Below are 24,422 nucleotides of genomic sequence, written 5' to 3' on the forward strand. Positions count from 1 at the left end.
TCGCCCCGGAGAATCACGAAATCAACGAATTTTACTGGAGGAAGCCGGCCGCGCAGCCGTTCGCCACGAGCCGGGCCCAGTCGCCCGTGCCCAGCATGTTCGGGTGGCCCGTGCCGTTCGAGTAGACGACCTTGAAATCGGGGCGGTACGCATGCGCGATCTCGCCGTCGTCATACGTGCCGTCGACGATACCGGAGCCCTGGAGGATGAGCATGTCGCGGTGGAACGAGCCATACGCCGCGACGCCGTTGTGGAGGAACGTCACGCCATCCCCCGCGTAGCTCGCCTCCGTGTAATGGTTGTCCCCGGTCGGCGAAACCACGGGCGAATAACCGACGGTCATGATCTTGCCGCCCAGCGAGGCGCCGTTCGTGTACGTCGAGAAGACGCCGAGGACGACGTTGCCACCCGCGTCCACGAAGTTACCGAGGTTGTTGCCAAATGTATTCGGCCCGGCGTACGCCTCGTTGACCCAGGTGTGCACGCAATCGTACGTGTTCAGCGTCGCGAGGGAGGGCGAGGACGAGCGAGGATCGAGGTACGTCACCGTCCCGCCGGTGATCGCCGCGATGGCGGCGCGATACGTTGCGGAGTCGTTGTTCGAGGGGGCGTACGCGATCTTGATGCGGGCGCAGGTGCTCGGGGCGCCCTTGCACCGGAAATACGGCTCGACCACGCAGAGCGCGCTGCAACCGTCGCCGCCCGCGGCGTCCCCGTCGTCGCATTTCTCGCCGGGCAGGAGGAGCCCATCGCCGCAGGTCGGCGCACACACGCTCGGCGCGCCGCCGCAGGTGTAGCCGGTCTCCACCTGGCAGGTCGACGAGCATCCGTCGCCGGACACCGTGCCCCCATCGTCACACGCCTCGCCCGCGACCACGAGGCCGTCGCCGCAGACGGGCGTGCAGGTCTTGCCATTGCCGGAAAAACCCGCGTTGCAGGCGCAGGAGAACGAGCCGGGCAGGTTCGCGCACGCCGCGTTCGGATCACAGTCGTCCGTGCCCAGAGAACATTCGTTCACGTCCGTGCAGGTGACACCATTGCCGGTGTATCCCATGTCGCACGTACACGAGAACGAGCCGGGCAGGTTCGTGCACGCCGCGTTCACGTCACAGTTGTCCGTGTTCAATGTGCACTCGTCCACGTCCGTGCAGAGGACGCCGTCGCCGGCATATCCCATGTTGCACGCGCACGAGAACGAGCCCGGCAGGTTCGTGCAGGCCGCGTTCGCGTCGCAGTTGTCCGTGTTCAGCGAGCACTCGTCCACGTCCATGCACAGGACGCCGTCACCGGCGTATCCCATGTTGCACGTGCACGAGAACGAGCCGGGCAGGTTCGAACACGCCGCGTTCGGATCGCAGTTGTCCGTGGAGAGCGCGCACTCGTCCACGTCCATGCACGTGAGGCCGTCGCCCGCGTATCCCGCGTCGCACGCGCACGAGAACGAGCCGGGCAGGTTCGAACACGCCGCATTCGCGCCGCAGTTGTCCGTGTTCAGCGTGCACTCGTCGAGGTCCGTGCACACGGTCGGGCTGCCCGCGCAATCCCAGCCGGGCTCGAGCTCGCAGGCGGACGAGCAGCCGTCGGCGCTCGCGAGATTGCCGTCGTCACACGCCTCCGCCCCGACGATCAGACCGTCGCCGCAGCCGGACGCGCAAACACTCGGCTCGCCGGAGCAGCTCCAGCCCGATTCGATGGCGCACGCCCCCGAGCAGCCGTCGCCGTCCTCGGTATTCGCGTCGTCACACGCCTCGGCGCCGACGAGCATGCCGTCCCCGCACGTCGCCACGCAGACGCTCGGGGCCTTGTCGCATTCGAATCCGGCTTCGACGGCGCACGCAGCCGAGCAGCCGTCCCCGTCGGTCGTATTGCCGTCGTCACACGCCTCGCCGCTGTCGAGCCCGCCGTCGCCGCAGACGGGGCCGCCGCCTCCTTGGCCCGCGTCCCCGCCCTGGCCGCCCTGGCCCGCTTCGCCGCCCTGACCGCCCGCCCCACCCTGGCCCGCGTTTCCGCCCTGGCCTCCCACCCCCGTGGCGGTCGTCGACGCATCGTCACTGCAGCCTCCCGCGATGAGCGCGACGGCCCCAATGAGCACCGCCCGACCCATCGACCGAATCCCACCACGCATGCTCCGACCTCCTCACGGGCTGCTCTCCGTGCAGCGCGCAAACGTCGGGCATCGAAACCTGGACGGACCCGCTTGTCCAGAGTTTTCCGCGGAGGGATCACGGACGATCGAGGCCGGGCCGCCGTCAGACTCTTGTCCTTGGCCGCTGCACCAGGCGGGTCGAGAGGAAAATCAAATACAGACCCGCCAGGCCCACGAGCACGTACACGATGCGCGTGAGCGTCGACATCGTGCCGAAAAGGGCGGCCACGAGGTTCCACTCGAAGAGCCCCACGAGCGCCCAGTTGAGGGCGCCTACGATCGTGAGGATCAACGCCACCCACGCCAGTCCCGACATCCCATCCGTGCGTGTATCTACCATGCCGATCCGCGATGCATGGGACGGACCACCCACCCGCGCGGACGAGCCGGACCACATCAGGACAGAAAATCGAGCAGCGCCCCGAAGGTCGCGAGCGGCGCCTCCAGCGGGACGAGGTGCCCCACGCCGCGGAGCGTGCAGAGCCGCGCCCCCGGGATCCGCCGCGCGATGATCTCGCCATTTTCGTACGGAATGAGCGGATCGGCGTCGCCGTGCAGGACGAGCGTCGGCGCGCGGATCTCGCCGAGCCGATCGCCGATGGCAAACCTGCTGATCGCCCGGATCTGGCGCATGAGCCCCTCGACCTCGGGGGCGCCCTCGAGCGCGAAGGCGACGGCCATGTCGAGGAGCTCCGGGTTCTTCTGGACGAACGCAGGGCCCGTGATCGCTCGATAAAATGCGCCGAGGCGCGCCTCGGCCGCCGCGCGATCTTCCTCCTCCCCGCGCGCGAGCGCCGCGAGCTCGGCGAGGATCGGGCTCTCGGGCTTCCTGGCGAGGTCGCCGCCCGGCCACGTGGCGAGCAGCACGAGGCGCGAGAACCTCTCCGGGAACGAGGCGGCGAGCTCCTGGGCGATCATGCCGCCCATCGAAATGCCGACGAGCCGCGCCTCGCGGGCGCCGAGGTGATCGAGCAGCCCGACGGCGTCCGCGGCCATGTCCGCGATCTCGTAGCTCCCTCCCGGGAAGCGCGAGGAGCGCCCGACGTCGCGGTTATCGAACTGGATCACGCGGAAGCCCCGGCCGGCGAGGGCCCGCGAAATGGGGGTCCAGTTGTCGCCCCTCGAGCCGAGGCCCATGACGAGCAGCACCGCCGGCCCGGACTCGCCGAAGGTGTCGTAATGGATGTCGACGCCGGAGAGCCGCGCGATGGCCATGGTCGCCCAGGGACGTAGCCGCTTCCGCCCGCGACGTCGAGGCTTCCCAGCCGGGCCCACTTCCCTTACCCTGCCGGCACGGCCCGTCCGGGCCTTCGGGAAAGCATCGATGCTCGACATCTCGCAGCTACTCAAGGCCTCGCTCGCCACCCTCATCTTCGTCGGGATCGGACTCGTCGTCTTCGCCGTCGCGTTCCTCATCATCACGAAGGTGACGCCGTTCTCGATCCGCAAGGAGATCGAGGAGGACCAGAACACCGCGCTGGCGATCGTGATCGGCTCGGTGATCCTCGGCCTCTCCTGGATCATCGCCGCGGCGATCCACGGCTAGTGATCCGGGGGAGGTCCCCGAGCGCGTCGTGAACGGGCCCTGGATCTGGGGCGCGCGCGTGGACGTGGCCGTCTTCGGGGGGTCCGCGGCGCTCGCGCTCGTGCTCGCCGCGCTCGCGCCCGCGCTGAGCGACGAGGGCGTGTTGCCGCTCTGGGGATGGATCACGTTCGTGCTCGTGGTCGACGTCGCGCACGTCCACACGACGTTCTTCCGGACGTACCTCGATCGCGAGGAGCTCGCGAAGCGCCGCGCGCTCTACATCGCCACGCCGCTCGGGTGCTGGGCCGCGGGCGCGCTCCTGCACGCCACGTCCGAGCGGCTGTTCTGGCGCGTGCTCGCGTACGTCGCGGTGCTGCACTTCGTCCGGCAGCAAGCAGGCTGGGTGGCGATCTACCGCGCGCGGGCCGGCGAACGATCGCAGCTCGGCCGCGCGCTCGACGACGCCACGATCTACGCGTCGACGTGCTTCCCGCTGCTCTACTGGCACGCCCACCTCCCTCGCGCGTTCCGGTGGTTCGTCGAGGACGACTTCGTGACCTTGCCGTGGCTCTCGGCGCTCGTCGTGCCCGCGGGGATCGTCTGGGCCGCGCTGCTCGTGGCGTACGCGGCGCGCGTGGTGATCACGTGGCGCCGCGGCGGGCCGAACAACCCGGGCAAGCACCTCGTGGTGGCGACGACGGCGATCACCTGGTTCTCGGGGATCGTCGCGACGAACTCGGACTTCCAGTTCACCGTGACGAACGTGCTCGTGCACGGGATCCCGTACATGGCGCTGCTCTGGGCGTTCGCGCGGGAGCGCGCGCGGGAGGCGCCGAGGGGGCTCGTCGCGCGGATCGTGGCCGGCGGCGTGCTCGCGTTCATGGGGGTGGCGCTCGCCCTCGCGTTCGCCGAGGAGGCGCTCTGGGATCGGCTGGTCTGGCATGAAAAACCCTTGCTCTTCGGCGGGGCGCGCGAGGCGCCGCTGCTCGGCCCCGCGGCGCGGGCGGTGATCGTGCCCCTGCTCGCGCTGCCGCAGGCGACGCACTACGTGCTCGACGCGGTGCTCTGGCGACGCAGGGACACGGGGCCGGCGCAGGCGCGGGCGCTCGGCTTCCGGGGCGCGCCCGAGCCTGCCGCTTGACCGGGCCTCGCGGCGCGGCGAACGTGAGCGCGATGCTTGCCAGGTCTCGCGGAGCGAGGCTCGTTTTGCCTCTCGTGGTGGCCCTCTCGGGCTGCATCCCGAACGCGCCGGTCTACCGCGTCGAGCCCACGCGGACGGCCGCCGAGGAGGCGCCGACACCTCCGCCGCCACGCGTGAACGGCCGCCTGCCGGACACGGCGCGGCCGCTCCGCTATGCGCTCTCGCTCTGGGTGAACCCGAAGGAGCCACGCTTCACCGGCGAGGTGCGGATCGACGTGGAGCTGCCCCGACCGACGAGGCACGTGGTGCTGCACGCGGCCGACATCGAGCTCAAGCGGGCGCAGGTGGTGGTCTCCGGCGAGCGTCGGGAGGCGCAGCTCTCGACGCGGCCGAGCGCGGGGCGGACGACGCCGGACGAGCTCGTGCTCGGCTTCGACGCGCCGCTGCCAGCGGGGCGCGCTTCGATCGAGATCACCTGGGTCGCGCCCTTCGGCGAGGGCACGGCGGGCCTGTTCCGCGTGGAGGACCGGGGCGCGTCGTACGCCTTCACGCAGCTCGAGCCCGTCGACGCGCGGCGGGTCTTCCCGTGCTTCGACGAGCCCGGCTTCAAGGTGCCGTTCGACGTGAAGGTCACGGTGCCGAAGGGGCAGATCGCGCTCTCGAACGCGCCGGAGAGCAGGCGCGCGCTCTCGCCGGACGCCGCGCACGAGACGTTCATCTTCGCCACGACCGAGCCCTTGCCGACGTACCTCGTCGCCCTCGCGGTGGGGCCGCTCGAGGTCCGCGAGGCGAAGACGATCGTTGGTGGTCAAAAGGATCCGATCCGGCTGCGCCTGATCACGACGCGAGGCAAGGCGAAGCTCGGCGAGCTCGTGCTCGACACGGCGGCGCGCGAGCTCGGGATCCTCGCGGGCTTCTTCGGCCGGCCATACCCTTACAAAAAGCTCGATCTCGTGGCGATCCCGGACCTCATGGCCGTGGCGATGGAGCACCCGGGGCTCGTGACGTTCCGCGAGGATCTCGTGCTGCTCGACCCCGACGCGGCGTCGGCGGTAGGCAAGCAAGAGATGGCGTCCATCGTGGCGCACGAGCTCTCGCATCAGTGGTTCGGCAACCTCGTCGGGCCGCCGTGGTGGGACGAGCTCTGGCTGAACGAGGGCCTCGCGACGTGGATGACGGCGAAGGTCGTCGACGCGATCACGAAGGACACGAGCGCCGCCGCGTTCGCCGTGCGCGACAAGCACCTCGCCATGAAGCTCGACGAGCTCCCCTCCTCCCGCGCGGTGCGCGCGCCCGTGGTGAGCGCGGGAGACGCCGAGGACATCTTCGACGCGATCACCTACGAGAAGGGCGCGAGCCTCGCCCGCATGCTGGAGGGTTGGCTCGGCGAAGACGTGATGCAGAAGGGCCTCGTCGCGCACACGTCCGCGCACGCGCACGGCACGGCCTCGACGGACGCGCTGCTCAGGGCGCTCGGCGAGGTCTCGGGCAAGGACGTCGCCGCCGTGGCGCGGCCCTTCCTCGAACGAACGGGCGTGCCGCTCGTGCGCGCCGAGCTCACCTGCGAAAAGGACAAACCGCCGCGCGCCGAGCTCACGCTCGCCTCGCCGGCGCGAGGGTTCGTCGTGCCCGCGTGCGTCGCGTACGAGGGCGAAGGCGCGCCCGCGTGCGGGCTGCTCTCGGATCGGCTGACGCTCGAGCTCCCGCGGCGCGGCTGCCCGGCGTGGATCCATCCGAACGCGGACGAGCGCGGGTACTATCGTTTCGTGCTGCCGCGCGCGTCGTGGGACGCGCTCGTGAAGGTGGCGAAGAAGCTCTCTCCCGCCGAGCGCGTGGGCCTCGTGGCGAACGCGCTCGCGCTCGTGCGCAGCGGCGAGCTCGGCGCGGACGCGCTCCTCGATCTGCTCGCGTCGCTCCGGGGCGAGCGACACCCTGCCGTGCTCGCCGAGATGACGGAGAGCCTCCGGTGGATCCGCGTGGTGCTGCCGGACTCGGCGTCACGCGAGGCGCTCGGCCGCTTCGTGAGCTCGCTCTTTTTGCCGCTCGGCAAGGAGCTCGGCTGGGCGACACGCAAGCAGGACGACGACACCACGCGCCTCGCGCGCGTGGCCGTGCTCGAGGCGCTCGGCGTGCTCGCGGAGGAGCCGTGGACGCTGCGGCAAGCGGCGACACGCGCGACGGCGTACCTCGACGATCCCCGCGCGATCGACGCGGACACGACGGCGGTGGCGCTGCTCGTCGCGGCGCGGAGCGGGGGGGACGAGCGGCTCCGGTCGCTCCGGGACGCGGTGCGGCTCTCGGCGACGCCGGAGGAGCGGGTCATCGCGGCGCGGGCGATCGGGAGGATCGGCGATCCGGCGGAGCTCGGCCGTGGCCTCGACATCGCGCGGGCCGGCGAGCTGCGGGCGCACGAGTTCGCCCGCGCGTTCCACGAGTCGGCGCGCGCGCCGGAGACCTTGTCCACGTCGCTCGGGTGGATCCGCGCGCGTGGGTCGGAGCTCGCCCCGCGGTTCGGCGCGGGGCTCTTGCTCGAGCTGTCGAGCGCGGTGGGCGAGGCGTGTGACGTGGCGACGCGGGACGACGCCTTGCGCGTGTTCAAGGCGATCTTCGAGGCGGCTTCCGTGAGCCCGAAGAAGCTCGCGGCGCTCGAGGCGCAGGCGAATCAATGCATTGCGGTGCGGGAGCGCGAGACGCCGCGGCTGCGGAAGAGGCTCGGGATCGGGGCGCGGTGAATGCGCTCGCCGAGGCCGCGCCGTCGCGATTGCAATCGTCGGCGCCGCGTCGGAGGGTCGGGCGAATCCTGACCGTTTTTACCAAACCACCGGAAAAACCTGCCAAGATCGTTTGACGTCGCACGATCCGCACGTCGATTCCCCGCTTCTGCCCGGCGGGCACTTCGGATAACCTCGATCGCCGGACGACATGGCAGCGATCCAACTGTACTGCCCCTTCTGCGGGCAGAAATTATCCATCGAGACCGAAGCATTACGCGCGCAGACGACCTGCCCCCGCTGCGCGAAGGGCTTCGTGCCGATCGACGCGATCCCGCGAGACCAGACCTTGCCGGCGATCCAGGTCGGCGCTGCGGGCGGCGTCGGGGCGCCTTCGCCGCCTGCCGAAGAAAAAGCGGCCTCCAGCGAGGCGGGCCCGCTCGCCGCGCAAGTGAAGACGATCATGCTGCCGCCGAACGGCGGTCCGCTGCCGTTCGCCCCCGGGGCTGTGCGGCCTGCCGCGCCCTCCCCCGCGCCCGAGCCCACGCTCGACGGGCCCACCTTGATCCGCGCCGCACCGCCGGAGCCGGCCGCGGACGCGCCGGAAAAAGAGGACGCGCTCGCGGCGACCGTCCCGGTCGACCCTCCCGCCGCCGCGGAGCCGAAGCCCCTCGAAGCCACCGTGCCCGCGCCTCCGGCGGTCGAGACCACGGCGCCCGCGGCGCCGGGGGACCTGCCGCCCATGACGTCCGATGGATTGGCCGCGACGGTGAACGCCGAGCCGGAGAGCCCGCCGGCCATTCCCCCTCCGCCGGCCCAAACGCCCGCCGCGGGCGCGATTTCGGCGGAGCTCGCCGGGCGCGCGTCGACGCTCCTGGGGTCCGTCAATGCGAGCGGCGGCGGGAAAATACTCGGGTTCGAGCACGTGGCCCTCGTCGCCGCCCTCGCGGCCGTCCTCTCGCTCGTGCTGCTCGCCGTCACGAACGCCTTCGCATTGCGGGCGATCGGAGGTTTTTTCGGGACGATCTCGCTCGCCGCGGCCCTCCTCGCGGCCGCCGCGTTCTGGCTCGTGCGTTCGCGCAAGGACGCCTCCGCGCTGCAGGCCCTGTCGAGACCGGCGCGACGAGCCTTGATCGGGGGCGTGGCCTCCTCGCTCGTGCTCGGGGCGGCGATCATGGGCGGGGTCGCCGCGGCGACCGGCGGCCCCTCGGAGCTCCTGCGCGCCGAGCACATGCCGCCGCCGAAGCTCCCGCCGAAGCCCGAGCTCCCGCCCGAGAAGCGCGCCGATTACAAGCTCAAGCGCGAGGGCCACGTCTTCGTGAACGGCGGCCTCCTGCACGTGCCGCCCAGGTTCCGCTCCGACGACGGCGAGTTCGACCTGTACATGCATTTCCACGGCAATACGCAGCTCGTCGAGGAGAGCGTCGCCGCGGCCGGGGTCAACGCGATCGTGTACGTCGTGAACGCGGGCAATGGCTCCGGGCCGTACGAGGACAAATTCTCGGTCGCGGGCGTGCTCGACCTGACGATCGAAAAAATCCAGGATACCGCGAAGAAACAAGGGCTGCGCGACGCCAGGGTGCGGCGCGTCGCGCTGGGCTCGTGGAGCGCGGGGTACGGGGCGCTCGCGAAGCTGCTCGACGTGACGAAAAACGTGGAGCGGATCGACTCGGTGCTCGTGCTCGACGGGATCCACGCCGCTTACCTCGACCCGAAGGCGAAGACCGTCGACCCCCTGCGGCTCGCGCCCTTCACGCGATTCGCGAAGCTCGCCGCCGAGGGGAAGCGGCTCTTTTCGATCACGCACTCGGACATCGGGGGCACGAAATACGCGAGCACGGCGGAGACCGCGGACGCGCTCCTGCGAGAGGTGGGCGCCGAGCGGACGGCGGCGCAGGCGACGCCGCCGCGCGTGACCACGAAGACGGCGCTCGCGGCGTTCAACAAGGGCGCGCAGGACACGAAGCTCGAGCAGACGACGGAGGGCAAAAAAGGCGGCTTGCACGTGCGTGGTTATTCGGGGCAAACGCCCGATCAACACATGGCGCACCTCGTGCAAATGTCCGTGACGGTCCTCCCGGAGCTGGCCGAGCGCTGGAAATGAGGGCGCGCCCGCAACCATGAGCCGGCGGGTCATTGCCGCGACGCGCAAACGTGTCGAGCCTCGCCGTGTCGCTGCTCGGAATTGAAAGAGCTCGGCTTTTCGTGATATGTGGTCGAAGGATGAGAGCCTCGAAGCGCCGCTCCCTCCACGTCGCCCCGCTGTTGCTCGTGACGAGCTTCGCCGCCGGCCTGCTGGGCTGCGGATCCACCCAGCAGAAGTGCAGGCCGGCGCTCTCCGGGGACCTCTCGGCCGAGGCGCCGCGGGTCGACGCCGGCGTGAAGGCGACCGTGGACGTGCGTGCCCAAGAGGTGGCCGAGCTGCGCGCCCGCGCCAAAGTGAACATCGACGCGGGTCGTTGGAGAGAGGCGCTGCCGGACCTGGAGCGCGCATTCGAGCTCTCGGGCGACGTGACGATCCTCGGCGACCTCGGCCTCGCCCTGCAGGCGGTCGGGCGCCTCGACGAAGCCTGGCTCGCGTTGCATCGATTCCGCGTGGAGGCGCGCGCGGCGTACGAGCCGGTCCGCGCGAGGATCGACGCCGCGCTCGGTGAGCTCTCGCAACAGCTCGGCGGCCTCGTGGTCGAGGGAGACCTCCCCGGCGCCCTCGTGCTCGTGCGGGGGCAGGTCGCGGCGGCATTACCCATGACCTCGCCCATTTACCTCGCGCCGGGGGACGTCTCGGTCGTGGTCCGCCCGCCCGGAAAGCCCGATTTGACGGTCCGCGCGCGTGTCGCCGTGGGCGCCGTGGCCCGCGCGAGCGCGAAGCTCGATACGCCCGACGTGGGCGTGGCCGCCGGAGGGCTCACGGGAGCCGTGGGAGGGACGGTCGGCGGGCTCGCCGGGGGGCTCACGGGCGGGCTCAAAAAGCCGGTGGGAGGTCTCACGGGAGCCGTCGGCGGAATCACGGCGCCCGTCGTCGGCGGCGTGACCGCGCCCCATGCCGGCGTCAATGCTCCGACCCCCACGATCGACGCTCCGAGTGTCGGGCTCGACGCCCCGAACCTCGGGGCCCCCATCGGCGCCGTCACGGCGCCCGTCGGCGCGGTCGGGGCGCCGGTCGTCGCGGCCACGGCGCCCGTCTGGCCGATCGTGGTCGGCGTGGGCGGGCTCGCGGTGGTGGGCGGCGCGATCGCGGCGTCGGTCGTGCATTCGGGCAGGCTCGACAATTTCGACGCGAACCTCTGCGGCACCTCGGGCGCGAGCGCCCAGTGCCCCACGATCGAATCCGGAATCAAGGTGACGACCGGGCTCCAGGTCGTGGGGTACATCCTGGGCGCCGCCGCCCTCACGACGGGCATCGTGGTCTTCGCGGTGACGCGCTCGGCGCCCGACCTCGAATGCCCGAACGTCGGACGCGCGCCGGCATTCACGCTGAAATGCGCGCCCGGCGTGGACGGCAAGGGTGGCGGCGTGGGCTGCGTCGGCACGTTCTGATCGATTGTTTCAGGGCAAAACCAATGACCGAATCCACGAGCAGGCGGATCCGCGTGGACGGCGCCGAGCTCCACGTGCTCACGGAGGGCTCGGGCCCTCCGATCCTCGTGCCCACGGGCTGCGGAGTCGAATTCTACCGCCGCACCTTCTCCCGACGGCTCCTCGAGAGCCATTCGCTCGTCTACGTGGAGATGCGCGGGACCGGCGAATCGTCGGGGACCCCCGAGGGCGCGACGTACACGACGCTCGCCGACGACCTCGACGCCGCACGCGAGGGGCTCGGCATCGATCGGGCCGTCGTCATGGGTCATTCGAACCACGGGGCGATCGCGCTCGCGCTCGGGCTGCGCCACCCCGAGCACGTCGCCGCGGTCGTCGCCGTGGGGAGCGTTCCGGATTTCAGCCGCGCATTCAGCGTGGGCACCACGCGGTGGGAGGCCGAGGCGAGCGAGAGCGAAAAGGCGCTCCTCGCCCGGAAGCAGGCCGAGCTCCTCGCCCTCGATGCGAGCGCCACGGATCCCGACGAGCTCGCGCTCCGTCGATACCTTTCCCTGCATCCGCTCGTCTGGCGCGACCCGACGCTCGACGCCGGCGCCCTCTGGGGCGGCGCTCCGAGGGGATTCGCTCGTTACATGCAATCGGTGATCGTCCCGGAGGCGGGGCGCTTCAGCCTCGTCCCGGCGCTCGGCGAGATCCCTTGCCCCGTCCTCGCCCTCTCGGGCCGATACGATTACGTCTGCCCTGTCGAGCTCTGGGCCGAGTCCATCGAGAAGCTGCCGCGCGGCCGCCTCGACATCCTCGAGCGTAGCGGGCACAATCCGCATTACGAGGAGGCGGATCGATTCGATACCGTCTTGCTCGCGTTCCTGCGCGCCCTGTCGTGAAGGCTTGCGCCCGGCGCGGATAACCAGAGACCACGCGCCGCCGCGGACGTTCGTGTCCCCTTAAAAAACACCGTACGGGAGAATACCGGCGCTCAGGCACGGGCGAGAGATGGGCCCTGCGCTATGGTGTGCGAGGTCGCAGACGCACGGGAGATCGTCGGGCGGGGGGGACGAATGCAGGTCGAGCGCAGGTCGGATTCGTCGTGGGAGGACGAGCCTTCGGGTCTGCCCGTGGCCATCGGCGACGTCCTCGATGGCAAGTATCGCGTCCTGCGTGTCCTCGGCAAAGGCGGCATGGGCGTGATCGTGGCCGCCACGCACGTCGAGCTCGGGCACAAAGTCGCGCTCAAGTTCCTGCTCAAATCCGCTGTCCAGAACGAGGAGGTCGTCGCCCGGTTCGCCCGCGAGGCCAGGGCCGCGGCCATGATCCAGAACGAACACGCGACGCGTGTCCTCGATATCGGGCGATTGCCGAGCGGCCAGCCCTACATGGTGCTCGAGCTGCTCGAGGGCTCGGACCTCGGCGCGCACCTCGCCCGCAGCGGCCCCCTCCCCATCGAAGACGCCGTCTCGTACGTGCTCGAGGCGTGCGAGGCGATCGCCGAGGCCCATTCCCTCGGCATCGTCCATCGCGACCTCAAGCCCGACAACCTGTTCCTCGCCAGGCGCCCGGACGGATCCCGCTCCGTGAAGGTGCTCGATTTTGGCATTTCCAAGTTCTCTCTCGACTCCGAATCGTCGTCGGCGCGCGGCGGGCCGCTCACGACGACGTCCGCCGTGATCGGATCGCCGATGTACATGTCGCCCGAGCAGCTCCGCGCGACGCGCGACGCCGATCCGCGCTCCGACATCTGGTCCATCGGCGTGACCCTCTACGAGCTCATCGCGGGGGAAGGACCGTTCCCCTGGCAAAGCTTGCCCGAGCTCTGCGCGGCCATCCTGAAGGACCCGCCGACGCCGCTCCATTCACGCATGCCGGAGGTGCCGCCCGAGCTCGACGCGGCCATCCTGCGTTGCCTCGAGAAAAACCCGGCCGATAGATACACGAACGTCGCCGAGCTCGCGGTCGCGCTCTCGCCCTTCGGCCGGCCCGGGGCCATCGCGTCGAGCGAACGGGCCATGCGCCTGCTCTCTCGCGGGCAGGCCGCGGATCGAACCCCGAACGGGCGCGCCGCCCTGAACGACGCGTGCACGAGCCCGACGCTGACCGATCCGCGTATCTTCTTGTCGCCCTTGCATTCGACGCCGCCCGTGGCGGCGACCGCCGTGCTCGAGCGCGGGGCCGCGTCCTCGAAATGGCCACGCTTGCCGCGGCCCCTCTCGGTCCTCGTGGTCTTCGCGGCGCTCGTCCTCGCAGGTGGCGCGGGGATCCGGCTTCGAAGCGTGTACGCGACGCCGGAGGTGGCCGCGGCGCAGGCGCGCGGCGGAATCGAGGCCTCGCTCGCCTCGGCATTCGCGAAGGTGACGCCGCCGAAGCCCTCGCCCGAGGCCACGGAGACGAAGGCGCCGCCGCGGGTCGTGGAAGAGACGCGGCCCGCGCCGCGCCCTGCGATCAAGCCCCCGCCCGGCGGCTGGCACAGGCCACGAACGCAGGGAGCGACGGACAGGTCTCCGGACAAACCTCCGTCGTCGTCCGCGCAGAAGCCGAATCCCTTCGCGGACCGCGAGTGATATGATGACCAACCCGAGACGCGCCGCACATCCTCGCCGGCGGTGGGACGTCCTCGCGCCCGCAGCCGCCCTCGCCCTCGCGCTCGCCTCCGGCCGCGCCGCCGCGGCGCCGCCCGAGGAGGGGGACCACGCCGCGCGTCGGGCCGCCGCGGAGGTGCTCTTCGACGATGGCAAACGGCTCATGCGCGAGGGGCAATATGCGGTGGCCTGCCCCAAATTCGCCGAGAGCCAGCGGCTCGACGCGGGCGTGGGGACGCTCCTGAACCTCGCCGATTGCCTGGAGAAAATCGGGCGCACCGCGAGCGCCTGGGCCGAGTTCCGGGCGGCCGCGTATGCCGCGCGTGAAAAAGGCCAGGTCGAGCGCGAGACGGTGGCGCGCGAGCGGGCCGCGGCGCTCGAGCCGAGGCTCGCGCGGCTCGTGGTCACGGCGCCGTGGGCCGATCACCTCACCGATCTGGAGATTCGCAAGGACGGCCAGCCCCTCGGGCGCGCGCTCTGGGGGACGGCCGTGCCCGTCGACCCGGGCAAACACGTCATCGAGGCGATGGCCCGGGGCAAACGCCCCTTCCGCGTGGAGGTGGTGGTGCCCGCGGGCGAGGCCACGCAGGTGACGACGGCCATTCCGGAGCTCGCGGAGCTGCCGGAGCCGAAGCCCGCGGCGGCGCCGACGCCGCCCTCGCATTCGCGCGGGACGGTGCAGAGGGTCGCGGGCGTCGCGCTGGGAGGCGCGGGCGTCGTCTCGGTCGTCGCGGGCTCGATCCTCGGGGTGCAGGCCATCGCGGGGAGAGACGCCTCGGCGGCCCATTGCATCGAGGGCAACCTCTGCGACGCGACGGGGGTCGCGCTCCGCGGCGAGGCGCGAATGCGCGGCGACGCGGCCACGGGCACGATCCTCGCTGGCGCCCTGGCGGCGGCGGGGGGGCTCGTCCTATATCTCACGGCGCCAGCCGGCACGCCCGCGCGTGCCGGCGTCGGCGCGGTGGGGTCGGGCGCGGGGCTCGTGGTCGGAGGTGTGTTTTGAGCGAAAAACGACAAACGGGGCGGCCTCGCGGGCGTCCCTTTTGGTGGCTCGGGCTCCTCGTGCTCGGCCAGGCCCTCGGCTGCAATGCGATCGCCGGCATCGAGGAGGGCGTGCTCGCGCTCTGCGAGGACGGCACGCGTATCGATCAGACGGGCTGCCAGGGCTCGTCCGAGGGGAGCGGCGGGGCGGGCGGCGAGGGCGGGGACCCCTCGTGCCGGAGCTGCCCCGGCGATTGCCCTCTGCCCTGGCAATGGAAATCGCCCACGACGGGCTCGTGTTATTTGCACCATGGCGATTCCGTCGACTGGAGCAACGCGCGTGAGCAATGCGTGGAGCTCGGCGCCGATCTCGCCGCGCTGAGCTCGGCCGAGGAGTTCTGGTTCGTGGCGAGCGTGGTGACGGGTGACGTCTGGATCGGCGGGACGGACCGGGAGGTCGAGGGCACGTTCGCGTGGTCGAACGGCGAGCCGTGGGGGTACACGGCGTGGAAGGAGGAAAAGCCCGGCGACCAGGGCAACAAGCAGGACTGCGTGATGCTCTCGGCCGCGCCGGGGACCGCGGCTTCGTTCGACGACCGGCCCTGCGGCGAGAAGCGGGGGTTTCTCTGCGAAATGAAGCTCCCGCCTTGAGTTTTCTTGTCGCCGCCGGGGCGGAGGTGCGATCCTCGCGCCGGTATGCGGAAGGCACCCCTGCCCCTTTCGTTCGTGCTCGTGTTCGCCCTCTCCCTCGGCTGCGGCGGAGAGCAACACTCGCCGGCGAACCCCGACGGCTGGTCCGAGGTCCTCGTGGATCCCACGGGCCAGCCGCTCCGCCGCACCGAGAAGCTGAGCGAGCTCGATCAGGCGCCCACGCCCCTCACGGGGGTGGGTGGCGCGACGCCGCCCACGGAAAAACGCGTGCGGCACGACGTGAGCCTCACGAAGGACGCGCCCCGGCAGGCCGTGTGTTCGTGCCTCGCGGTCGTGGTGGGTGAGCCGGGGGATCCGCGCTTCTCGTGGCGCTCCGAGGCGCCGAAGCTCGGCGCGGACGTGGCGGTGGTCGCCGTGAGCGGCAAGGGCGTGCCTTGCCCCGGGCAGGCCGAGGACGCGCCGCGGCGGCCGAGCATCGCGGGGGTCGAGCAGGACGGCGCCGACGTGGTCGTGATCATCGAGGAGCTCTCGCCGGGCCGCCCGCAGGCCTCGGGGGCCGTCGTCCCGCGGCCCGGGCCGGGCGGCGCGGTGTACGTGAAACCCAAGGGGCCGAAGGTGCCGTATGGCCGGTCCCTGGCTGGCGCGGGCGGGCGCTGCAAGGTGAAGTGATTACAACCCGCCCTCGACGCCGATGCTCGGGACCGTGACGGGCCCGATCTCCTGCGGCTCGCACTCGTTCCTCTTGCATTCGATGCCCGTCTGCTCGGTGCTGAGCGTCGCGTTCAGCATCTCGATCACGAGCGAGACCCAGCCGCGTTTCTTCAGGTTCCAGCGCTTCTCGATACGCGCGTCGATGCGGAAGAACGGGTCCGTGCGGCTCTTGCCCCAGATCGCGGCGTTCGCGGGCGTGACGGGAAGGCCCGTGTAAAAGACGAGGCGCGAGCCGAGGCGCCAGCCCTTGCCGGCGTCCCAGGAGACGGCGCCGTTCAGCACGTGGGTCCTGTCGAATTGCGCCGGGCCCGAGGAGAAATTGAGGCTCCTCGACGATCGCGACAACGTATACGCGATGTATCCGCCGAGCCGCTCCGTCAGCTTGCGGCGAATGTACAGCTCGAGCCCCACCGCCGTGCCGAGGGCGCGCTCGGCGAGCTGATTCGGGCCGCCGTCGTCATTCTCGGGCGGCCCCCCCGGCGGGCCTCCGCCGGGCCCGACCGGGCCTTGCTGGATGCCCCGGGAGGCGGTGTCGAGCGCGTCGGACATGTTGAAGAAGCCATTGAGGAAAAACGTGCCCGTCGCCTCGAAGCCCCAGGGCAATTTCACGTCGAGGCCGGTGCTCGTCTGGACGCTCCTTTGCAAGCCCCCGGCGAGCCTGCCGATGGAGATGCCGGGGACGGGCAAGACGAAGCCGGGCGGCTGGTGGGCGAGGCCCATCGCGGAGACGAGCTTCATGCGGGGGAGGATGGGGACCTTCATGGCGAGCCGCACGTCGGCGCTCAGCGCGGTCACGCCGCCCGAGCCCCAGAGGTCGATACGCGCGCCGGGGGTGAACTCGACCCCGCGGCCGGCGTCGAGGACGGCGTCCGCGTAAAACCCGACCGCGATGTCCTGTCGCGGCGGGAAAAACTGGTCGAGGAAGGTCTGCGTCTGATCGCCTTCTTCCGGGTCCACGTTGCCCCCGACGACGAGATCGTAATGGTCGTAGTTCGCGTCCACGCCGGCCCGGAGGAGCAGGGTCTCGCTCCTGCGGTGGAGGATCTGGCTGCGCGCGCTGAAGAGAAAATCGCGCGCATAAATGCCCTCCTGGCCGCCGACGGCCGTCCGGTCGTAGCCGAACGAGATCGCCTGGCGCAGGCGCGTGCGGGGGCTGATGTCCTTGTCGTAACGGAGATCGATGCGGTGGAACTGGACGTCGAAGAGGCCCTGCTCCTCTCCGCCTTCGATGGCGCCGAGGTAATCGTGGGCGCCGAACGCGAACAGGGTGAGCCTGTCCGTGGGGGTGACGTCGAAGGTCGCGCGGGCCTGGTAGTCCCAGTAATTGAGGGTGGTGTCGGGCGCGAGCAGGGAGAGCGCGGCCGCGGTGTACGAGAATCGGCCGCCGGCCATGACGGTGGCGCGGTCGCCGATCGGGGTCTCGACCATGGCGCCGGCGTCGAAGACGCGGATGTTCGCCTCGCCGTGCAGCTCGCCCTTGGGCTTCGTCGTCTCGCCCGCCACGATGCCGCCCGCGAAACGGCCATATTGCGCGGGATAACCGCCCGGATAGAGGTCGACCCGGTCGACGATCGCCGGGTTGACGACCGAGGGGCCGAGGGCGAGGTGATAAAGATAAGGGACGCGGACGTTGTCGAGGTAATACCCGACGTTGCCGGGCGGAGCGCCGCGAATGTAGAAGAAGGGCAACCCCGAGAAGATGGGCGTGACGCCGGGCAGGGACTCGATCGCGCGAAAAGGATCGCCGAACGCGCCCGGCAGGACGCGGACCTCGGCGCGCCCGAGCGAGGAGGTGCCGGCGGCGCGGCGCTCGCCGAGGGCGATGACCTCGATCGGCGCGGGGCCCGCCGGCTTCGGGGCCGGGGTTTTTCCGGGCGCGGCGGCCTCGGCGGCGGGCTCCTCGGCGGCCGGCTCGGGGGGCGTGAAATGGACGAGGACACGAATTCGCGCAGGAATGGGCTTCCCGTCGCGCGTCGCCGGCTCGAAGCGCCAGCCCGGCGCGGCGCGGGTCGCGGCGTCCGTGAAGGGCGCGTCCCCCGAGAAGATCCGCGCCTCCTTGACGCTTCCATCCGCGGCGACCGTGACGTCGAGCACGACGTCCGCCTCGCCCGTGAGCCCCGGCACCTCGGGATAGGCGGCCTCCAGGGCGGCGAGGGGCCGGGGCGGGACGAGGACGGGCGCGGGCGGCGGCGCGGGGGCGGGCTTCGGGGATTCGGCGGCGAGCGCGGATCCGGCCGGGAAAAGGAACGCCGAGAGCACGAACGAAGAAAGGAAGAGCGTGCTTCGCATCACCGCGGGCACGATCGCACGTGGACGTCGCCGATGCCTCTGGAATCCGTCTGGAGGGTCATGCCCGTACGAAGTAACACGCATGGTCACGGCATTCCCCACCCTGGTACTTCTGGAAGAACGTAGTTGCTTTCACTACCAAAGAAGATGTAACCTGGAAGAGTCGGTTTTTCATCGACAGGTTCAAGATGTGCGCTGTGAGTCGCCGCGGGTCACGTGACGATTGTTACTGCACCATCGCTCGGAGAGCGAGGCTCGAGCGCCACACGTCCTGTCGAGAGCACGAGACCGGGGGGGATATCGGGGAGGCCCCCGGATGACGAAGAGGGACCTCGGCCCGCTCGAGCTCGTCATCACCACGTCCGACGCGACGAGCACGCGGCGACTACCAGCCTCCGGTCGGCTCACGATCGGGCGTGATCCCCGGAATCAAGTCCACCTGCACGACCCGTCCGTTTCGCGCCGGCACGCGGTCCTCGACCTCGGTCCGCCACTGCGCGTCGAGGACACGGGGAGCTCGAACGGGCTGCGCGTGATGACGTCCGAGGAGTCGGACGGGACGGCGCGAATCGTCGAGCGGCGGGTCTCGCCGGGGCATTCGATGGACATCGCGCTCGGAGACGGGGTGCAGCTCGGGGCGACGCTGCTCGTCGTGCAACGCGGGGACGCCGAGGAGAACCCCGCATCGTCCCGCGTCGTCCGCTCCTTCTCCGTGCCGGTCGTCCACGACAGCGCCATGCGGAAGCTCTACGAGCTCGTGGACCTCGTGGCACAGAGCGCGATCAGCGTGCTCTTGCTGGGCGAGACGGGGGTGGGCAAGGAGGTGATGGCGGAGGCCATTCACCGGCGCTCGACGCGGGCGCGGGGGCCGCTCGTTTGCCTGAATTGCGCAGCGATCCACGAATCGCTGCTGGAGAGCGAGCTGTTCGGGCACGAGGCGGGGGCGTTCACCGGCGCGACCCGGGCCAAACCGGGGCTCTTCGAGGTGGCCGCGGGCGGGACGGTCTTCCTGGACGAGGTGGGTGAGCTGCCGGTGTCGGTGCAGGTGAAGCTCCTCCGGGTGCTGGAGGAGCGGAAGGTGCTGCGGGTCGGCGGGCTGCAGAAGAAGCCGATCGACGTGCGTTTCGTGTCGGCGACGAACCGCGATCTGGAGGACGAGGTGGCGCGCGGCGCGTTCCGGCAGGATCTGTATTTCCGTCTGAATGGGGTGACGATCGAGATCCCGCCGCTGCGGGAGCGGACGTCGGAGATCGAGCCGATCGCACGGAGCTTCATCGCGCGGTCGGCGGTGCAGATGAACATGCGGGCGGAGCCGCGGCTGTCCGAGGCAGCGCTGGAGGCGCTGCGCGGGCATGCCTGGCCGGGGAACATCCGGGAGTTACGCAACGTGATCGAGCGGGCGGTGGTGCTGAGCGCGGGGGGGACGATTCTGCCCGACCATCTGGGGCTCGGCGGGCGAGGGCCCTCCGGCGGGCGGAAGTCGAGCCCGGAGCTCGTGACGATCCCGCCGCCGCCGCCCCGCGTGTCGAGCCCGAGCGACGTGGAGCCGGCGATCGCGCCGCTTCGCGTGCCGGTGGGCGCGGACGAGCGCCGTCGCATCGTGGAGGCGCTCGAGTATTGCGGGGGCAATCAGTCGAAGGCCGCGGAGATGCTGGGGATCTCGCGGAGGACGCTCTTGACGCGGCTCGACCTGTACGGAATCCCGAGGCCGCGGAAGAATCGGTGAGGGGGAGCCCGCCCCGGCGGGGAGGGGGCGGTTGTGTAGGTTTGCGCAAGTGGGGCTCAGGTTGCGCAAGATTGCGCGAGCCGTGTTGCGCAAGCGCGGAGCACGCTCCGAACGAACTCCCTCGAATGGCGTGTTTTCGGGGTTGGCACGACGAGTGCACCTATCGTCCTGACGAACAGCGCGCCGTCGGCGCCGCTAGGACACGTGACGGTGAAACGCGGCCCCGGATAGCGTCCCGCTTGTGGAGAGTACCATGAAGAATTTCATTCATAGTGGCATTGCAGGTCTCGTCGCCGTCGGTCTCGCGGCATGTGTGGCCGATACGAGCTGGGATCAGGGCACGGAGGAGGAGGGACTGACCGATTCGGTGAGCCAGGCCGAGGTCACCGCGTGTCCGGGGTTCGCCGCGCAGATCCCCAACGTCAAGTACGACAAAGAGCTCGTCATTACCAATCCGGCGGTCGTAGATGATCCGTGCCGTACGATCATGGACAACCCGTTATGCACCGATCCCAACAAGACGCAGATCAACGGGAAGTGGAGCTTCTGGTACCTGATGTCGCAGATGGCTGGGAGCAACAACGTGTCGAGGTTCGTGCTCAAGTGGCTAGAGTCGTTCGAGGCGGACGACATCGTCGTCAACGGCCAGACTCTCCAGGCGCGCACGCCGATCCGTAGCCTGATCATCGATCCTTGGCGGCAGAAGAGTGGCTGCGCGATTGGCCTCAAGTACGATCAATTCGGAGGTGCGTGCAACCTCAATCCCAAGCTCGCGCCCTTCCGTCTGCTAGGCATCTTCAATCGCGTCGACCTCCGTTCGGGTGGCGCCGGCAGCGTGGACCCCTACGGGAACATCGTCAGCGGCGGTGACGCGGGAGAGGGCCGATTCGTTTTCGGCTTCACGCAGGTGCCGAACAGCGTCGACAGCGTCGCGAACGCGACGCAGTTGCCGGACGCGACGATGATCTTCGAGTACAAGCTGCCGACGAACAACCGCACCGCGCAGCAGTGGGCCCTCGCTTGGCGTGCGCTCGGCAATTTCACGACCTTCGACGCGGGTTACAAAAACGCGCTTCAGACCATCACCGAGGGGTTCGTCAAGAACGGCTTGGTGGCGGGTAACCCCAATAACGGCAGCTCGATCGCGCAGGTACGCTCCGACGAAAAGACATTCCACCCCCCGCCCGCCATCGCCTCCCAGAAGGTCTGGTCGATGCGGGAGTTCAAGCTTGGCTGCCTGCCTGGACAGACGTGCGGAACGAACGACAGGTTCCTGGTCAACACTACCACCGGGCAGACGCCTCCGCACGACAGCGTATGGGATCCCATCAACGTCACGAACCAGACGACCACCCTGGACGCCTTCCTGACGGAGAACCAGACGAGCATCATCAATGGCACGCACGTCGTCCCCGCGATGTACAATGGCGTGCACTTTTTGGCAGGGGACTCGCGTTCCCGATCGGGCATAAACGCGATTCAGTGGAATCGAACGAATGATATGTCGTACATGGACCCCAACGTCTGCACTGCGCGACGTCTCTTTGCCTTCTCGACGTGCAGCGGATGTCATTACTTCGAGACGGACAACACCGTGTCGAACCTCCACATTAGGAATCGCGATACCGGCGTGCCGTCCGAGCTATCGCCGTTCCTCTCGCAGTCTCCGCGTGTGGTCACGAGTGATCCCTGCGAGGTGAGCGTGAGTTACGACGAGCCCAAGCGACGCAAGTGCGAACTCCTCGCGCTGGCCGCGGGGAAATCGACCCCTGTAAACAAGCATACTGGACGCACGCACTGAGCATCAGTCACACCACGCCCTCCGGTGCCGGTCGCTGGGATGTTTCCAGTCCTGCGACGGCACGGATGGGGAGCGGTGCTTTTCACGGGCTACAGGAAGCGCAGATCCCACCGCAATCAATGCCTGTCTCGTTGCCGTTCTTTGTGCCGTCGCTGCAGCTGGGCCCCTGACAAACGGCCTTGACGCAGACTCCGCTCGCGCAATCCCCGTGCGAGGCACAGGGTGAAGCGGGGGCGCATTTCTGCGCGCAGCTCGGTCCGCCGCAGTCGATATCAGCTTCTTCCCCGTTCCTCTTGCCATCCACGCACGTGGGGGCCAGGCACACGTTGGCCCCCGAGCAGACGCCGCTCAGGCAATCCCCGTTCACGATGCAGGGCTTACCATCCTTGCATGGTGCGCACGGACCACCGCAATCGACGGCCGACTCCGCTCCATCCAGCACGCCGTTCGCACAATTCAAAGCGACGCATCTGTTTTCGTGGCAAATCAGACCACCGGTGCAATTCATCGTGATTGCGCACTCGCGACATTTTCCGTAGTCGTCGCAAAATCCGGCACCGCAAGACTCGGCGTAAAATGAGGGGTCATGAACGATGACGCCCTGCAAACAGTACTCGACGGTACAACTGTTAACATCGTCAAAGAGATCGAAGAAGTCCTCGGTTGCGACGATGTTCCCCTGACCATCACAGACCAGCGTGCGGCAGTCGCCATACACCTGTGAGGGAGCCGGGACCCCGTAAGCTTGCGGCTTCTGCATGCAGACGCTCCCCTCGCAGACGTATTCGTAGCATACCTTGAACGGTCCCGTGCAATCACCGTTCTCCATGCAAGCCGCCGAACCACCGCTGCCCGACGACCCCGGACCGCTGCCGCCACCCCCCGCGCCCGCGCCCCCCATCCCGCCCGGTCCCCCCGCACCCCCTTGCCCACTCATTCCCCCGGGCCCCCCGGATCCTTGCGGATTCCCAGCCTCCAGCGTCAGGCAACCGGCTCCGACCGATGCGCCAAGAAACGCCAGCGCCGACACCCACGACAAATGCCTCCACCGCATCAGGAATCGCTCTTCTCGCTGCAAGGTACCCTCCAACACGACGCCCTCACGCCGCTCGACCGCAGGCCCATCCATTCACGGGCACGCCTGATCCGCCACCACCACGTCATCGACGTTCCACGACCCCACCTTCAGCGACATGCCCCCCACGCTGACGCCGAACCGCACCCGCATCGCGGCATTCTTGTACGCCGTCACGTCGTGCTGCAAGTACGTCCACCCCTTCCCGACGACCGGCGAATCCTGGACCCGCGGGGGCGGGCCGCTCGACCATAACCGCACCCACGCGGCCCCATCCCATACCTCGATCGCGTTGTCCATGTGCGGCGCGAAATCGCTGTTCAGCCACCGATGGAAGCCGAACACCACCGTCCCCTCGGCGCCCGACGTGTCGAACGCGGGGCTCTCCAGCCAATGGAAGGGATGCGCGACCGTCGACGCCGCGCCGCCGATCACCACCCCGGCCACCCCGTTGTCGGCTGTCGACGTGTGATCGAGGCCTGGGTCCGCGCCGAATGCGTCACCGCTCGATTCCTTCGCCGGCCCGATCGCCCACTCGGGGCCGAGGAGCCACCCTCGCTCGTTGCTCGAAAAATCCTCGCGGAAATAGACCCGCGGCCCGGTCGCCGTCACGCACACGCCGGCCGCGCAGACCTCGCCCGTCGTGCACGCGAGCCCGTCGTCGCACGCCGCCCCCTCGTTCGCAGCGACGCCGCCGATGCACGCGCCATTCGCGCATTTCGTCTCGGCCCTGCAGGGGTCCCCGTCGTCGCACGCCGCGCCTTCGTTGCCTGGCGACGCCACGCAGATATCCGCCGCCTCGTCGCACGTCGCCGTCCAGCACGCCGAGGGCGCGGCGCACGGCCTCGGGCCCCCTGCCCCGCAGACGCCGGCCTGGCAGAACTCGCCCAGGGTGCAGAACGAGCCGTCATCACAGGGTTTTCCCTCGTTTGCGGCGACGACCTCGCACTGCCCGCCCGCGCACCGACCGGCCTTGCAGTCCTCGGCCTTCGCCTCCCCGCACGCTCCGCCGTCGTTCGCCGGGATGGCCACGCACCCTTTCGCAGGGTCGCAGATCCCCTTCGTGCATGGACCATCGAGCGCCGTGCAATCCACCGCGACCGCGCCTACGCAAGCGCCATTGCTGCACGCGCCCCCCGCGGCGCAGAGATCGCCAGTGTCGCAGGTCGCGCCTTCGTTGCCGACCATGCTCGTGCAGGCCCCCGCGGCCTCGTCGCAGACCCCGATGTGACAGTCGTCCGGCGACGCGCACCCCCGCGAGGCGCCTCCGACGCAAACGCCGCCGCGACAGCTATCGTCGATCGTGCAAAACAGGCCGTCGTCGCAGGCGCCAAGCTCGCTCGCCGGCACGGCTTCGCATGAGCCGTTGATACAGGCCGCCGCCCGGCACGGCCCTGCGAGCACCTCGCAATCCGAGGCGCGTGTACATCCCCCGGCGATGCCTCCCCCCGCGCCTCGCGCGTCGCCGCCGCCGCCCGCCGCGCAGCCCGCCCCGAGCGTCAGCCCGAGCAGAACGAACCCTGCCGCTCTCGCTCTCGTGTACGGCATGCCTCTC

General features: G+C 69.9%; 18 protein-coding genes. 13 read left to right on the forward strand and 5 right to left on the reverse strand.

Going from position 1 to position 24,422, the window contains the following annotated elements; translation table 11 throughout:
* Window positions 1-31: 31 nt before the first annotated feature.
* The 3 genes from GF068_RS10480 to GF068_RS10490 form a co-directional block, all read right to left on the reverse strand.
* Window positions 32-2,125, reverse strand: coding sequence for an EGF domain-containing protein (locus tag GF068_RS10480; RefSeq protein ID WP_153819237.1), 2,094 nt, complete (start codon window positions 2,123-2,125; stop codon window positions 32-34).
* Window positions 2,126-2,249: 124 nt separating this feature from the next.
* Complete coding sequence (locus tag GF068_RS10485) at window positions 2,250-2,486, reverse strand: DUF378 domain-containing protein (RefSeq protein ID WP_206079438.1); 237 nt, start codon at window positions 2,484-2,486, stop codon at window positions 2,250-2,252.
* Window positions 2,487-2,542: 56 nt separating this feature from the next.
* Window positions 2,543-3,361 carry an alpha/beta fold hydrolase gene (locus GF068_RS10490; protein ID WP_170319408.1) on the reverse strand — a complete coding sequence of 273 codons (819 nt, stop codon included), beginning with the start codon at window positions 3,359-3,361 and terminating at the stop codon, window positions 2,543-2,545.
* A gap of 109 nt (window positions 3,362-3,470) precedes the next feature.
* Between GF068_RS10490 and GF068_RS10495 the strand changes: the two genes are divergently transcribed.
* The 10 genes from GF068_RS10495 (at window position 3,471) to GF068_RS10535 (ending at window position 15,934) form a co-directional block, all read left to right on the forward strand.
* The gene (locus tag GF068_RS10495; protein WP_153819240.1) at window positions 3,471-3,692 is read left to right on the forward strand and encodes a DUF350 domain-containing protein; all 222 of its coding nucleotides are present in this window, start codon (window positions 3,471-3,473) and stop codon (window positions 3,690-3,692) included.
* A gap of 28 nt (window positions 3,693-3,720) precedes the next feature.
* The gene (locus GF068_RS10500) at window positions 3,721-4,812 is read left to right on the forward strand and encodes a hypothetical protein (RefSeq protein ID WP_153819241.1); all 1,092 of its coding nucleotides are present in this window, start codon (window positions 3,721-3,723) and stop codon (window positions 4,810-4,812) included.
* 74 nt (window positions 4,813-4,886) lie between these two features.
* Window positions 4,887-7,544 (forward strand): M1 family aminopeptidase, encoded by a 2,658-nt coding sequence (locus tag GF068_RS10505; RefSeq protein ID WP_170319409.1) that lies wholly within the window; start codon window positions 4,887-4,889, stop codon window positions 7,542-7,544.
* A gap of 190 nt (window positions 7,545-7,734) precedes the next feature.
* Window positions 7,735-9,627 carry a hypothetical protein gene (locus GF068_RS10510; RefSeq protein ID WP_153819243.1) on the forward strand — a complete coding sequence of 631 codons (1,893 nt, stop codon included), beginning with the start codon at window positions 7,735-7,737 and terminating at the stop codon, window positions 9,625-9,627.
* 119 nt (window positions 9,628-9,746) lie between these two features.
* Window positions 9,747-11,060 carry a tetratricopeptide repeat protein gene (locus GF068_RS10515; RefSeq protein WP_153819244.1) on the forward strand — a complete coding sequence of 438 codons (1,314 nt, stop codon included), beginning with the start codon at window positions 9,747-9,749 and terminating at the stop codon, window positions 11,058-11,060.
* Between the two features lie 23 nt (window positions 11,061-11,083).
* Window positions 11,084-11,944 (forward strand): alpha/beta fold hydrolase, encoded by an 861-nt coding sequence (locus tag GF068_RS10520; RefSeq protein ID WP_170319410.1) that lies wholly within the window; start codon window positions 11,084-11,086, stop codon window positions 11,942-11,944.
* A gap of 174 nt (window positions 11,945-12,118) precedes the next feature.
* On the forward strand, window positions 12,119-13,615 hold the full coding sequence (locus tag GF068_RS10525) for a serine/threonine protein kinase (RefSeq protein ID WP_170319411.1): 1,497 nt from the start codon (window positions 12,119-12,121) through the stop codon (window positions 13,613-13,615).
* A gap of 4 nt (window positions 13,616-13,619) precedes the next feature.
* Window positions 13,620-14,636: a hypothetical protein gene (locus GF068_RS43460; protein WP_170319412.1), complete on the forward strand. Its 1,017-nt coding sequence runs from the start codon at window positions 13,620-13,622 to the stop codon at window positions 14,634-14,636.
* Window positions 14,637-14,695: 59 nt separating this feature from the next.
* Complete coding sequence (locus GF068_RS46195; RefSeq protein WP_170319413.1) at window positions 14,696-15,265, forward strand: C-type lectin domain-containing protein; 570 nt, start codon at window positions 14,696-14,698, stop codon at window positions 15,263-15,265.
* A gap of 45 nt (window positions 15,266-15,310) precedes the next feature.
* Window positions 15,311-15,934, forward strand: coding sequence for a hypothetical protein (locus tag GF068_RS10535; RefSeq protein ID WP_153819247.1), 624 nt, complete (start codon window positions 15,311-15,313; stop codon window positions 15,932-15,934).
* Here the strand turns inward: GF068_RS10535 and GF068_RS10540 are convergent, their stop codons facing one another.
* Window positions 15,935-18,265: a TonB family protein gene (locus GF068_RS10540; RefSeq protein ID WP_153819248.1), complete on the reverse strand. Its 2,331-nt coding sequence runs from the start codon at window positions 18,263-18,265 to the stop codon at window positions 15,935-15,937.
* A 316-nt stretch (window positions 18,266-18,581) separates the two neighbouring features.
* Here GF068_RS10540 and GF068_RS10545 point away from each other — a divergent pair, with 316 nt between their 5' ends.
* From GF068_RS10545 to GF068_RS10555, 3 genes are all read left to right on the forward strand, one after another.
* A complete protein-coding gene (locus tag GF068_RS10545) occupies window positions 18,582-19,991 on the forward strand; it encodes a sigma 54-interacting transcriptional regulator (RefSeq protein WP_153819249.1) in 1,410 nt (469 codons plus the stop codon).
* A 253-nt stretch (window positions 19,992-20,244) separates the two neighbouring features.
* Entirely contained in the window at window positions 20,245-21,792 is a 1,548-nt protein-coding gene (locus GF068_RS10550; RefSeq protein WP_153819250.1) for a hypothetical protein, read from the forward strand.
* A gap of 586 nt (window positions 21,793-22,378) precedes the next feature.
* On the forward strand, window positions 22,379-22,516 hold the full coding sequence (locus tag GF068_RS10555; protein ID WP_153819251.1) for a hypothetical protein: 138 nt from the start codon (window positions 22,379-22,381) through the stop codon (window positions 22,514-22,516).
* A gap of 405 nt (window positions 22,517-22,921) precedes the next feature.
* Here the strand turns inward: GF068_RS10555 and GF068_RS10560 are convergent, their stop codons facing one another.
* Entirely contained in the window at window positions 22,922-24,415 is a 1,494-nt protein-coding gene (locus GF068_RS10560; RefSeq protein WP_153819252.1) for a hypothetical protein, read from the reverse strand.
* Between the last annotated feature and the right edge of the window lie 7 nt (window positions 24,416-24,422).

Origin of the sequence: Polyangium spumosum, from assembly GCF_009649845.1 — a bacterium.
In the GTDB taxonomy this organism is placed as follows: domain Bacteria; phylum Myxococcota_A; class Polyangia; order Polyangiales; family Polyangiaceae; genus Polyangium; species Polyangium spumosum.

Coding starts and splice junctions, on each gene's coding strand:
- GF068_RS10490 (WP_170319408.1), bottom strand. CDS start 3,361: ATGGCCATCGCGCGGCTCTCCGGCGTCGACATCCATTACGACACCTTC.
- GF068_RS10515 (WP_153819244.1), top strand. CDS start 9,747: ATGAGAGCCTCGAAGCGCCGCTCCCTCCACGTCGCCCCGCTGTTGCTC.
- GF068_RS10510 (WP_153819243.1), top strand. CDS start 7,735: ATGGCAGCGATCCAACTGTACTGCCCCTTCTGCGGGCAGAAATTATCC.
- GF068_RS10545 (WP_153819249.1), top strand. CDS start 18,582: ATGACGAAGAGGGACCTCGGCCCGCTCGAGCTCGTCATCACCACGTCC.
- GF068_RS10480 (WP_153819237.1), bottom strand. CDS start 2,125: ATGCGTGGTGGGATTCGGTCGATGGGTCGGGCGGTGCTCATTGGGGCC.
- GF068_RS10550 (WP_153819250.1), top strand. CDS start 20,245: ATGAAGAATTTCATTCATAGTGGCATTGCAGGTCTCGTCGCCGTCGGT.
- GF068_RS10535 (WP_153819247.1), top strand. CDS start 15,311: ATGCGGAAGGCACCCCTGCCCCTTTCGTTCGTGCTCGTGTTCGCCCTC.
- GF068_RS10495 (WP_153819240.1), top strand. CDS start 3,471: ATGCTCGACATCTCGCAGCTACTCAAGGCCTCGCTCGCCACCCTCATC.
- GF068_RS10525 (WP_170319411.1), top strand. CDS start 12,119: ATGCAGGTCGAGCGCAGGTCGGATTCGTCGTGGGAGGACGAGCCTTCG.
- GF068_RS10540 (WP_153819248.1), bottom strand. CDS start 18,265: ATGCGAAGCACGCTCTTCCTTTCTTCGTTCGTGCTCTCGGCGTTCCTT.
- GF068_RS43460 (WP_170319412.1), top strand. CDS start 13,620: ATGACCAACCCGAGACGCGCCGCACATCCTCGCCGGCGGTGGGACGTC.
- GF068_RS10555 (WP_153819251.1), top strand. CDS start 22,379: ATGAACGATGACGCCCTGCAAACAGTACTCGACGGTACAACTGTTAAC.
- GF068_RS10520 (WP_170319410.1), top strand. CDS start 11,084: ATGACCGAATCCACGAGCAGGCGGATCCGCGTGGACGGCGCCGAGCTC.
- GF068_RS10560 (WP_153819252.1), bottom strand. CDS start 24,415: ATGCCGTACACGAGAGCGAGAGCGGCAGGGTTCGTTCTGCTCGGGCTG.
- GF068_RS10485 (WP_206079438.1), bottom strand. CDS start 2,486: ATGGTAGATACACGCACGGATGGGATGTCGGGACTGGCGTGGGTGGCG.